Consider the following 9,360-nt stretch of genomic DNA (forward strand, 5'->3'; position numbering starts at 1 on the left):
ACGGCATAACGTTTTCGTGATGCCGCTGCACCTTCGAGTGTACACCGCCACCCCCAGTTGAGCCCCCCCGCCGTGGCGACGCACACGCGTTCCGCTCCAAATCAACTGTTTAATTTCCCTCGCACTTCGGTCAAAGTGGCGCCGCCAAAAGGGAAAGCGCCACGTGCATCAGGAAGTATCGCTTATCGCCACCGTAGCCGTCAGCTTTGTCTGTGCGGCGGTGCTCGGCTACATCGCCGATCGGTTGCGGCTGCCGCCGTTGGTCGGTTATCTGATGGCCGGCATTGTCATGACACTTACGCCCGGCTTTTTCGCCGATACGGACCTTGCTGGCCAGCTGGCGGAGATGGGTGTCATCCTTTTGATGTTCGGCGTCGGCCTGCATTTCTCTGCAGCCGATCTGCTCGCCGTGCGCGGCATTGCCGTCCCCGGCGCAATCGTTCAGATCCTGATCACTACACTCCTCGGTATCGGCCTCGCGGAATGGTGGGGTTGGGGGCTCGGCGCCGGGATCGTCTTCGGCCTAAGCCTTTCCGTGGCCAGCACCGTCGTTCTCCTCAAGGCGCTTGAAGAGCATAACCTCGTCGACTCGGCCAGCGGGCGTGTCGCCGTCGGATGGCTGATCGTCGAGGATCTGGCGATGGTCCTTGCACTGGTACTCCTGCCCGCCCTTGCAGAACTGCTCGGCGGCCACCCGGCCGAAGCCGCAGCACACGGCGCAGGTCTGCCGCTGCCGTTGACGATCGCGCTCACGCTTGTGAAGGTCGGCGCCTTTGCAGTCATGGCGATCTTCCTTGGGCCGAAGGTCGTGCCCTGGCTTCTGACCCGCGTTGCAAGAACGGGTTCGCGCGAACTCTTCACGCTGACGGTTCTGGCGATCGCGCTCGGCATTGCTTTCGGCTCGGCGCAAATTTTCGGCGTCTCCTTTGCACTTGGCGCCTTCTTCGCGGGCGTCGTCATGAGCGAATCCAATCTCAGCCACCGGGCCGCAGCCGATTCGCTGCCGCTGCAGAATGCCTTTTCGGTGCTCTTCTTCGTCTCGGTCGGCATGCTGTTCGATCCGTCGATTCTCGTGCGCCTGCCGATGGCCGTTCTTGCTGCGCTCGGACTGATCATCGTCGGCAAGGCAATCATATCGTTCGCCGTGGTCGTGCTGCTTCGTTATCCGATCGGCATGGGCCTGACAGTGGCCGGCGGCCTTGCCCAGATCGGTGAATTCTCCTTCATCCTTGCAAGCCTTGGCGTTTCGCTCGGCTTGCTGCCGCATGAAGGGCAGGATGTCATTCTGGCAGCTGCGATCATTTCGATCACGGCGAACCCTCTCGTCTGCGTTGGCGCGGAAGCGCTGGACGCGCATGTGCGTCGACGGTGGCCGGCGCTCTACGCGCACTTCGGTCACCACAGGCACGAGGCGCTCGGCCGTGAACTCGAAAAGATCCGCGGCGTAAACGAAGAGCGCGAGCGCCAGCATCAGTTGGAGATGCAGGAGCTGATCGAAACCTTCCCGCTGTTCGCCAAGGTCGGCGAGGACTCGCAGGAGGAACTGCTGCTCCTCTTCCGCCCGAAATCCGCCCTGCCCGGCGAGCGCGTGATGCGCAAGGGCGACCGCGGCGACGGCATGTACTTTCTCTCCTCGGGTGCGGTGGAAGTACAAGTCCCCGGCGGGCCGATCCGGCTGGATCCGGGTGCATTCTTCGGCGAGATGGCGCTTTTGAGTGGGGGCCGCCGCACTGCCGACGTGGTCGCGGTCGACTTCTGTCAGTTCTTCGTGCTGGAACGGCGCGACTTCAACATGTTCACCGCGAAGCACCCCACCCTGCGCCAGGCGGTCAGCGAAATGGCGCGCGAGCGAACCGAGATGAACGTCATGCGACAGGAACACGACCACATCTCCGGCGTGGCGTCCTGAATTTCCCGCAACCGGACGCCGCCGATCACGAAGAATTTTTCGCCGCGCCGCCGCATGAACGACACAGCAAGCATTTACAGGCGGATCCACGCCGCCTAAAGCTCATGCACCCAACGCGAAAGGATCGGAATGCTCCGCAGACTGTACGACTGGACCATGTCGCTTGCCGCCCGCAAATCGGCGGAAGTCTGGCTTGCCGTTATCGCTTTCGTCGAAAGCTCCATCTTTCTGGTTCCGGCCGATGTTCTCTTCCTGCCCATGGCGCTTGCAAAGCCGGAGCGCGCCTACCGATATGCGCTGGTAGCGACCGTCGCCTCGGTTCTCGGCGGCATCGCCGGATGGATGCTCGGCTACTACGCCTATGACGCGATCGCTCGCCCCGTTCTCGAATTCTACGGCAAGCTCGACGCCTTCGAACAGCTGAGGGTCTACATTCACGACGAGTGGGAAATCCTGCTCCTGCTCCTCGTAACCTCCGGTCTGGCGCACCTGCCGCCGATCAAGGTGGTGACGATTCTCGCCGGCGTCATTCACATGAACCTCGGCTTCTTCGTCGTCTCGGCGATCATTGCCCGCGGCGCACGCTTCCTGTTTCTCGCCTGGCTGCTTCGCCGCTATGGCGAATCGATCCGACACTTCATCGAGAAGCGGCTCGGCCAGATTGCCGGCATTGGCGCCGCCGTCCTGATCGCCCTCGGTATCGCCTACAAATTACTCGCCCACTGAGCCAACCGCCCGGAGCTCTTGCATGACTGCCTCGTTCTCCCTGCGCCGCCCGGCCTTCCTCTATTCGATCCTGCTTGCCACAGGCATGGCGATCGTCGTCGGCACCGCGCTCGGCTTCCAGTACATCGGCGGCTACATTCCCTGTGCGCTTTGCCTGATGCAGCGCCAGCCCTACTATTACGCCATCCCGATCGTCATCATCGGCGCTCTCGCCTCGGCGATCGGCCTGCCGAACTGGATCGGCCGCACATTCCTGCTTGCCGGCGGCATGTTGATGGTCGTCGGCGCCGGCATGGGCGTCTATCACGCCGGTGTCGAATGGCACTTCTGGGCGGGTCCCGCCACCTGCTCCACCACTGCCAGCAGCATGTCTCAGAACGCGGGGGATCTGCTGACGGAGCTCAATACGATCAAGGGCCCGTCCTGCACGGACGCAGCACTGCGTGTTCTCGGCTTGTCCTTCGCGGGCTGGAACGTCGTCGCAAGCATCGTGCTTGCAGCATTTGCCTTCATCGGCGTGCGCAAATCGGCATGAGCCTCACGTGATCGACAATTGATCAGGGCTGCAGCTCGCTATCCCAGTAGAGGTAGTCGAGCCAGCTGTCGTGCAGATAGTTCGGCGGGAAGAGCCGGCCATTGTTGTGCAAATCCTGCACCGTCGGTTGATACGGCTTCTGATGCGGGAACATGCCTGCCTGCTTCGGCAGCTTGCTGCCCTTCCTGAGATTGCAGGGGGAACAAGCCGCCACGACATTCTGCCAGGTCGTCTCGCCGCCATGGGCGCGAGGGATGACATGGTCGAAAGTCAGATCGTCGTGCTCGCCGCAATACTGGCACTCGAACCTGTCACGCAAGAACACGTTGAACCGCGTGAAAGCGGGATTGCGGGATGGCTGAACATAGGTCTTGAGGCACACGACACTCGGAAGCCTCATCGAAAAGCTCGGGGAGGAAACCGAGTGTTCGTACTCTGCTATGATATTCACACGGTCAAGGAAGACCGCCTTGATCGCGTCCTGCCAGGACCAGAGCGACAAGGGATAATAACTCAGCGGCCTGTAGTCAGCGTTCAGGACGAGCGCTGGCAGGGCCTGGGGGGAGACTGCAATCGTCAAGGGACTCTCCTGATCGATTCGGCATCTGCATTCTTATATTAGGCCGGTTGTGACGGCATTGTGAAGTCCAATAAATTCAAGCAGGACCGTGGCGCTTATAAGTGCTGCAGTTCAGGCCACAGGCAACAGGCCGCGCCCGAGCTTTACTGCATAGTAAGCCCAGAAAAGCCGTGCTGCGACGGATCTCCACGGCGACCACGCCTCTGCCAGCGCTGCAAGTTTTTTTGAATTGGGTCGCTCGTCGAGACCGAATGCCGCAGCTACGGCGTTCTGAAGCGCCACGTCGCCGGCGGGAAAAACGTCGGCATGGCCCCCGCAGAACATCAGATAGACCTGTGCCGTCCACGGACCGACGCCCTTGAGCGCCGTCAGTTCGGCTAGCGCCTCTGCAGGCGGCTTGCCGGAGAGCGCAGACAAATCAAGGCCGCCGGATGCGGCCGCCTCCGCGATGCGCGACAGGGTCTCGGCCTTGGCGCGCGATAGACCGAAATCCCGCCAGGCCTCGGGACGGAGCAGGGCATAATTTTCTGCCGTCAATATCCCGTCGACGGGCAGCATGCGACGCCAGATCGCCTCGGCGCTGGCGCGCGACACCATCTGCGAGACGATGATATGTGCCAATCCCTCGAAGCCGGGCTCGCGCAGCCGCAGCGGAAGGGACCCCGCCTCCGCGGCAATGGCGACGAGCCGCGGATCGAGGCGAAGCAACTGCTCCAGGCCTTTTCTCACATCCTCGTCACTGCGAATGATCTCCACGCTTCCTCGCGATCGATTCGAATCCGTGGCAGAAGAAAGCATGATCGCGAATCCCCGTCAAAAGCCCGTCTTTCGTTTTGCACCGAGCCCCAACGGGCCACTGCATCTCGGGCATGCACTCTCCGCCTTCCTCAACCGCGACATGGCGAATGCGGCCAGCGGACGCTTGCTGCTGCGCATCGAAGACATCGATCTGACGCGCTGTACACCCGATTTCGAGGCCCGCATCTATACTGATCTCGATTGGCTCGGCATCGCCTGGGAGGCGCCGGCGAGGAGGCAGTCCGCGCATTTCGCAGACTATCACGCCGCGCTAAGCCACCTGATCGGTCGTGGACTTGCCTACCCCTCCTTTCTAACCCGAGGCGAGGTCAAGGCTCGGGTCGCGGCGTTGCAGGACACCGCCACAACCTGGCCTCGCGACCCCGACGGCTCGCTGCTCTATCCGCCAGACGACCGCGATCGCTCCGAGGTCGAGCGTCAGCAACTGCTGGCCTCCGGGCTGAAGCATGCCTGGCGGCTCGACATGGAAAAGGCTTTGGCACTCGTTGGTGCGCTGTCATGGAAAGAAACGGGCGACGGAGAAAGAGGTGAAATCACAGCCGATCCCAGCGTATGGGGCGATGTCGTGCTGTCGAGATCCGACGCGCCGTCGAGCTATCATCTCTCCGTCGTCGTCGACGATGGGCTGCAGGCAGTAACCCAGGTCGTGCGCGGGCTCGACCTCTTCCACGCCACCTCCGTGCACCGGCTGCTGCAGGCTCTGCTCGATCTGCCGGCGCCCACGTATCACCACCACCGCCTGATTGTCGGCAGCGACGGCCGCAAGCTCTCCAAGAGCCAAGGTGACACGGGACTTGCGGAACTGCGCGACAGGGGCCTCTCAGCGGCTGACATCCGCCATCTTGTCGGGCTTTGACGCCTTCGGCGCCTGGCCGCTCAGGAAATTGTGGTTGAAGATCGCGCGAACCCGGAACTTCATCAGCGCCGCGTTTATCTCCGCGCCGATGATAAAGATCACCCCGATCATGTAGAGGAAAATGAGCGCGATCATCACCGAAGCAAGACCGGCGTAGGTCGCCGTATAGTTGGCGAATGTCGCGAGGTAATAGGCAAAGATCAGGGCGCCGACAAACCAGAAGACCAGCGTCAGCAGCACGCCCGGCACGACATCCAGAATCCGCCGCCGCCCAGCCGGCAGCCAGAGATGTGCAACGAAGAGGCCGACTGTCAGAACGAACAGTGTGCCGTAGATACGCCAGTCGAAGACCACATCAAGCGTCTCGGCAAACAGCGGAAACCATCGGCGGGCATAGTCGAGCGCCAGGGGCACTGCCACCAGCAGAATGCTGATAGCCGCGAAAATGACGACGGCAATCAGCACGTAGCCGAGACTCGCAAGCCGGGTGAAATACCAGGGACGCGTCTCCTGAACGCGATAGGCGCGGTTGAGCGAGATGCGCAACGCTTCAACGCCGTTCGACGCGAAGTAGGCGGCGGCCAGCACGGAAATCGTCAGCAGCCCGCCGCGCGGAACGGTCAGCACCTGCAGAACCTGGTCAGCCAGCGGTTTGGCGATCGCCTCCGGCCAGGTATCGAAGACGAGGTGCACGGCTGTCGAGGAAAACTGGTCTGCGCCCAGGAAATTGGCAAGTGCCGTTCCGAAGATCAGAAACGGGAAAACCGCAAGCAGGATCGACAGCGCAACATGGCTCGCCATGGCGAAACCGTCATCCTCGATGAAATGCCAGATCGCATCGTAAGCGACATCATAGAAGATGCGAAAAATCTTCGGCATTCCAACTCCCGGCATTCCCATTGTGTCGCCCCTCCGAATATGGGAAACGAGTCCGACTTTGTACAGGAATCATTCCATGTCGGATCAGCGCACAATCCTCGTTACCGGGTGTTCGTCCGGGATTGGTGCCTATTGTGCCCGCGCCCTGACAACGGACGGCTGGCGGGTCTTCGCGACCGTTCGCAAGCAGGAAGATCTAGCTCCGCTCGCAGCCGACGGCATCGAAGCGTTTCGCATGGACTACACCAGCACCGATTCGATCACGGACTTCGTGCGCGAGGTGACGGGGGTAAGCGGAGGTCGCATTGATGCGCTGTTCAACAACGGCGCTTATGGCCAGCCTGGCGCGGTCGAAGACCTGAAGACCGACGTCCTGCGCGAACAGTTCGAAACCAACGTCTTCGGCTGGCATGAACTGACGCGACAAATCATCCCGCTGATGCGCAAGCGCGGCCAGGGCCGCATCGTCCAGTGCTCGTCGATCCTCGGCGTCGTGCCCTATCGCTACCGCGGCGCCTACACGGCTTCGAAATTCGCGCTCGAGGGTCTGAGCGTCACTCTGCGCATGGAGCTTCAGGGCAGCGGCATCCACGTGAGCCTGATCGAGCCGGGGCCGATCACGTCGCGCTTTACGGCCAACGCGCTTGCGAAGATGAACGAACACATCGACGTCAGGAACTCGGTGCATGCGACCGATTACCGCCGTCAGCTCGCACGCCTTGACGGATCGGGTGAGCCCAGCCGACATAAGCTTGGCCCGGACGCCGTCTATGCCGTGCTGAAGCACGCATTGAACTCAAATAGCCCGAGACCACATTACCCCGTAACCACCCCGGCAAAGCAGGGCATGGTACTGAAGAGACTGCTTCCCGCCGATCTCTTCTACCGTCTGATGCGCTGGGTGGACTGACCAGGAAAGCGCCAACGAATGTCTACGGTCACCTATGTTCTCGCGATCATCGTCATGGGCCTCGTCGCCATCGTGCTGATCCGCGGCCTCTTCAACATGCTGAAGGGCGGCGACGCGAATACATCCAACAAGCTGATGCAGCTGCGCGTACTCCTGCAGGCAATTGCGGTGTTGCTGATCATGCTGACGCTCTGGCTGACCGGCGGCGGTCGCCCTACCTGATATCGAGAAATGGGAGGGTGAAGCATGGTTAAGCTCAACAAGATCTATACCAAGACAGGCGACGACGGCACGACCGCGCTGGTCTCCGGTCCGCGACGTTTGAAGGACGATCTGCGCGTCGAAGCCTATGGCACCATCGACGAGGCTAATTCGGCGATCGGCATCGCGCGGCTGCACATGCAGGGCTTGCCGGTGCTCGACGCAATGCTGATGCTTATCCAGAACGACCTTTTCGACCTTGGCGCCGATCTCGCAACACCCGATACGGGCGAAAAGCCCGATTACGAGCCGCTGCGCATCATCGAAACGCAGGTGGCACGCGTAGAAAGCGACATTGACCAGCTGAACGCCGATCTGCAGCCGCTGAAATCATTCGTATTGCCCGGCGGCCATTCGGCCGCAGCTCACCTGCATCTCGCCAGAACCATCACCCGTCGGGCTGAACGGCTGATGGTGACGCTTGCCCGCAGCAAGGGCGAAATCGTCAGCGAGGCAGCGCTGAAATATGTCAACCGGCTGTCGGATTTCCTCTTCGTTGCCGCACGTCACGCCAACGATCGCGGCCTTGCGGATGTCCTTTGGGTTCCGGGGAAAAACAGATAGGCTTGTCCCAGATCACAGGAAACCCGGGGATGGGCCCGCATGTTCATACCGCTCCACGATGCCAACACGCTGAAGCACATCAAGCTCCAGTGGGTCACCTTGTGTCTGATCGCAGCCAATGTCGTTGTCTGGCTGTTTACCGGTATAATTGCCGCTGACGAGGTGTCGAAGGCGACGTTCGTAGGTCTCGGCTACATTCCAGCCGTTGCCTTTGACTATGCGGCGCTTCCGCCGTCACTGAAACTCGTGCCGGAGCCGCTGACCTACATCACCTACGCCTTCGTCCATTCGGGCTTCTGGCATCTCGCCTCCAACATGCTGTTCCTGTGGGTGTTCGGCGACAATGTCGAGGATGCGATGGGGCATTTTCGCTTCCTCGCTTTTTATCTCCTTTGCGCGATTGCCGGCGCGCTTTGCCACGGTCTCGTTGGAACGACCTCTGAAGCGCCGCTGATCGGCGCCTCGGGCGCAATTTCCGGTGTCGTGGCAGCCTATCTGGTGCTTCATCCAAGAGTGAAGGTCTGGGTTCTGGTGTTCATGCGCGTCCCGCTGCCGTTGCCGGCCTTCGTGCCGCTGGTGCTTTGGATCGGCCAGCAGTTCGCGATGCTGGCGCTCGATCCGGACGGCGGCGTGTCCTGGGGCGCGCATGTCGGCGGCATCGTCGCCGGCGGCTTGCTGGTGCTCGTCATGCGCCGCCGCGGCGTGCCGCTGTTCGACCGCGAGGTAGTGACGCCCAGAGCCGTCAGGGACCGGCCCGGATCCACGCCTGCGATGGTGGCAATCCCCGGACAACAGCCTCGCCATCGCCTGCCCTGGGGCAAGCGATAGAATTGCATTATTGACGTGAACGTAAACGTTATATATTGCGGGGGGCAATTTGCCTGTCTGCGTCATGGAAGCGTTGTGTTTGGAGGAAAAACGCGTATCCATGTCGCCATTCGACAATCGGAGCGCCGCCGAAGCGCGCATTTTCTTGGCGAAAGAGTTGAAGGAAGGACCCCATGAAAATTCTCGTCCCCGTCAAGCGGGTGGTTGATTACAACGTGAAGATCCGCGTGAAGCCGGATGGCACAGGCGTCGAACTCGCGAACGTAAAGATGTCGATGAACCCGTTCGACGAGATTTCCGTCGAGGAGGCGCTGCGTCTGAAGGAAGCCGGCAAGGCCGAGGAAGTGATCGTCGTGTCGATCGGTCCGGCCAAAGCCGAAGAAACGCTGCGCACGGCACTGGCCATGGGCGCCGACCGGGCGATCCTGGTCGAGACCGACGATCAGGTCGAGCCGCTCGCAGTTGCCAAGATCCTCAAGGGCGTCGTCGACGC

12 protein-coding genes are annotated in these 9,360 nt (G+C 61.4%); 9 read left to right on the forward strand and 3 right to left on the reverse strand.

From position 1 onward, the window contains the following. Positions 1-163: 163 nt before the first annotated feature. The 3 genes from AC1D2R_RS29685 to AC1D2R_RS29695 all read left to right on the forward strand — a co-directional run bounded on the left by AC1D2R_RS29685 (position 164) and on the right by AC1D2R_RS29695 (position 3,170). On the forward strand, positions 164-1,909 hold the full coding sequence (locus AC1D2R_RS29685; protein ID WP_477973108.1) for a cation:proton antiporter domain-containing protein: 1,746 nt from the start codon (positions 164-166) through the stop codon (positions 1,907-1,909). A 129-nt stretch (positions 1,910-2,038) separates the two neighbouring features. Further along, a complete protein-coding gene (locus AC1D2R_RS29690; protein WP_477973110.1) occupies positions 2,039-2,635 on the forward strand; it encodes a YqaA family protein in 597 nt (198 codons plus the stop codon). A 22-nt stretch (positions 2,636-2,657) separates the two neighbouring features. Then, entirely contained in the window at positions 2,658-3,170 is a 513-nt protein-coding gene (locus tag AC1D2R_RS29695) for a disulfide bond formation protein B (RefSeq protein WP_477973112.1), read from the forward strand. Positions 3,171-3,192: 22 nt separating this feature from the next. Here AC1D2R_RS29695 and AC1D2R_RS29700 read toward each other — a convergent pair whose 3' ends face one another. Next, positions 3,193-3,750 (reverse strand): HNH endonuclease, encoded by a 558-nt coding sequence (locus AC1D2R_RS29700; protein WP_037059323.1) that lies wholly within the window; start codon positions 3,748-3,750, stop codon positions 3,193-3,195. Positions 3,751-3,861: 111 nt separating this feature from the next. Next, positions 3,862-4,548: a DNA-3-methyladenine glycosylase family protein gene (locus AC1D2R_RS29705; RefSeq protein WP_477973114.1), complete on the reverse strand. Its 687-nt coding sequence runs from the start codon at positions 4,546-4,548 to the stop codon at positions 3,862-3,864. Here AC1D2R_RS29705 and gluQRS point away from each other — a divergent pair. Further along, a complete protein-coding gene (gluQRS, locus tag AC1D2R_RS29710; protein ID WP_477973116.1) occupies positions 4,547-5,425 on the forward strand; it encodes a tRNA glutamyl-Q(34) synthetase GluQRS in 879 nt (292 codons plus the stop codon). The two genes, AC1D2R_RS29705 and gluQRS, sit on opposite strands and share 2 nt — an antisense overlap. Here the strand turns inward: gluQRS and AC1D2R_RS29715 are convergent. After that, entirely contained in the window at positions 5,390-6,304 is a 915-nt protein-coding gene (locus AC1D2R_RS29715; protein ID WP_477973118.1) for a YihY/virulence factor BrkB family protein, read from the reverse strand. The genes gluQRS and AC1D2R_RS29715 overlap by 36 nt on opposite strands. Positions 6,305-6,380: 76 nt before the next feature. Here AC1D2R_RS29715 and AC1D2R_RS29720 point away from each other — a divergent pair, with 76 nt between their 5' ends. From AC1D2R_RS29720 to AC1D2R_RS29740, 5 genes are all read left to right on the forward strand, one after another. Beyond that, a complete protein-coding gene (locus tag AC1D2R_RS29720; protein ID WP_477973120.1) occupies positions 6,381-7,214 on the forward strand; it encodes an SDR family oxidoreductase in 834 nt (277 codons plus the stop codon). Positions 7,215-7,232: 18 nt separating this feature from the next. Further along, complete coding sequence (locus tag AC1D2R_RS29725) at positions 7,233-7,436, forward strand: twin transmembrane helix small protein (protein ID WP_477973121.1); 204 nt, start codon at positions 7,233-7,235, stop codon at positions 7,434-7,436. A gap of 24 nt (positions 7,437-7,460) precedes the next feature. Next, a complete protein-coding gene (locus AC1D2R_RS29730; protein ID WP_477973123.1) occupies positions 7,461-8,039 on the forward strand; it encodes a cob(I)yrinic acid a,c-diamide adenosyltransferase in 579 nt (192 codons plus the stop codon). Positions 8,040-8,078: 39 nt separating this feature from the next. Then, the gene (locus AC1D2R_RS29735) at positions 8,079-8,867 is read left to right on the forward strand and encodes a rhomboid family intramembrane serine protease (RefSeq protein ID WP_477973125.1); all 789 of its coding nucleotides are present in this window, start codon (positions 8,079-8,081) and stop codon (positions 8,865-8,867) included. Between the two features lie 173 nt (positions 8,868-9,040). After that, the coding region (locus tag AC1D2R_RS29740) for an electron transfer flavoprotein subunit beta/FixA family protein (protein ID WP_477973127.1) at positions 9,041-9,360 on the forward strand (320 nt) is incomplete at its 3' end.

This window comes from Rhizobium sp. P1_C7, assembly GCF_056406295.1.

Coding starts and splice junctions, on each gene's coding strand:
- AC1D2R_RS29690 (WP_477973110.1), top strand. CDS start 2,039: ATGCTCCGCAGACTGTACGACTGGACCATGTCGCTTGCCGCCCGCAAA.
- AC1D2R_RS29695 (WP_477973112.1), top strand. CDS start 2,658: ATGACTGCCTCGTTCTCCCTGCGCCGCCCGGCCTTCCTCTATTCGATC.
- gluQRS (WP_477973116.1), top strand. CDS start 4,547: ATGATCGCGAATCCCCGTCAAAAGCCCGTCTTTCGTTTTGCACCGAGC.
- AC1D2R_RS29705 (WP_477973114.1), bottom strand. CDS start 4,548: ATGCTTTCTTCTGCCACGGATTCGAATCGATCGCGAGGAAGCGTGGAG.
- AC1D2R_RS29715 (WP_477973118.1), bottom strand. CDS start 6,304: ATGCCGAAGATTTTTCGCATCTTCTATGATGTCGCTTACGATGCGATC.
- AC1D2R_RS29720 (WP_477973120.1), top strand. CDS start 6,381: ATGTCGGATCAGCGCACAATCCTCGTTACCGGGTGTTCGTCCGGGATT.
- AC1D2R_RS29725 (WP_477973121.1), top strand. CDS start 7,233: ATGTCTACGGTCACCTATGTTCTCGCGATCATCGTCATGGGCCTCGTC.
- AC1D2R_RS29730 (WP_477973123.1), top strand. CDS start 7,461: ATGGTTAAGCTCAACAAGATCTATACCAAGACAGGCGACGACGGCACG.
- AC1D2R_RS29735 (WP_477973125.1), top strand. CDS start 8,079: ATGTTCATACCGCTCCACGATGCCAACACGCTGAAGCACATCAAGCTC.